The organism is uncultured Agitococcus sp., assembly GCF_937920075.1.
In the GTDB taxonomy this organism is placed as follows: Bacteria; Pseudomonadota; Gammaproteobacteria; order Pseudomonadales; family Moraxellaceae; genus Agitococcus.
On the sequence record NZ_CALETI010000373.1, the window covers coordinates 1 to 1219 of the forward strand.

2 protein-coding genes are annotated in these 1219 nt (G+C 39.1%); both read left to right on the forward strand.

Going from position 1 to position 1219, the window contains the following annotated elements; translation table 11 throughout:
• Positions 1-346, forward strand: a 346-nt coding sequence (locus tag Q0212_RS12625; protein WP_297926062.1) for a hypothetical protein, incomplete at its 5' end; no start/stop codon positions are given.
• Positions 347-348: 2 nt separating this feature from the next.
• Positions 349-1023: a LamG-like jellyroll fold domain-containing protein gene (locus Q0212_RS12630; protein ID WP_297926064.1), complete on the forward strand. Its 675-nt coding sequence runs from the start codon at positions 349-351 to the stop codon at positions 1021-1023.
• The last annotated feature ends 196 nt before the right edge of the window (positions 1024-1219 follow it).

The window sequence follows — 1219 nt, forward strand, 5'->3', positions numbered from 1 at the left end:
AACGGCTACAGCAGCTAGTACTTACCAATCAATTGCTAACAGCCGTTATCAGTTTGTTACAGACGATAATACAACGTACATAATACCATCTAGTGCGGTCACACCAAACGGTAATACCATCATTGAGTTATCTAATAACTCTTTAACAAGTATCACCATTAATACCGCAACAGGTACAGGCAAATCTGTTGGTGATAGTGTACATATCAGTATTACAGGTACTTATGCTGCACAAGTCTTGGTTGCAAGTGGCGTTACTTTGCAAGGCGATTTAACCTTTAGTTATCAATATCAGACAAAAACATTAGTCTATAAAGGCACTAATACTTGGAAAATTGTGGGGTGATTATGGGTTGGTTATTGGGCGTTTTAAAAAAGAGACCCATTAATGGCTATGTTTTGGACCCTGCAAAAGTTAAATTATTGCTGCATTTTGACGGCAACTATAATGATAGTAGTCAAAACAATCACACGATGATGAGTGGCGGTAACGTATCAATCAGCACCTCAGAACCAAAATTTGGCAGTGGAAAATTGCAGTTTGGCGACACACCGACAAGAGATGGTTTTGTTAAATCACCAAACATATTCGACTTTGGCAACAAGCGACCATTTACGATTTCGTTTTTTTACCGTGGGGGAGACGGCGGAGACGGCTGTTTTTTTACAACTCGTGACTCGCCAACATACACGCCTATGGAGTTTACTAGAGGCGGTAATCTCAGAGTTGGTAATGCTGCATTGAGTGGTTGGACTTTCGTTCCAGTTGACATGGGTTTTAGCTCAATTGCGTATAATCACTGTGCCGTTGTTGGCGACGGTACAAATATTAAAGTGTATTGGGACGGTAGCTTAATAGCTACAACTCCGCATCCTAATTGGGCATCGGCATCCCGATTTATTCAGCTTGGCAAAGATGGTGATTCTAGTTACTCAAATGGTGGAATGGATGAATTTTTGCTATATGATGATGTGATTTGGACGACTAATTTTACGCCACCTGATGCTCCTTTTAGTTACTAGGTGGTTTATAATGTTATTAGGTGTTTTAAATATCGGAAATGCTAATGACTCATATTCATCAGGCACTTGTACAGGCTCTATGCGTAATTTAAAGATTTATATTTCTGATTAGATTTAAGTTTAATCATTTGGAAATCAGGATTTACACCGCCCACATCGGCATTTACTTATTAAGAGGTAACAATGGCTAAATACA

Bases quoted from the DNA above. Each gene is read 5' to 3' on its own strand.
- Q0212_RS12630 (WP_297926064.1), top strand. From the start codon at position 349: ATGGGTTGGTTATTGGGCGTTTTAAAAAAGAGACCCATTAATGGCTAT.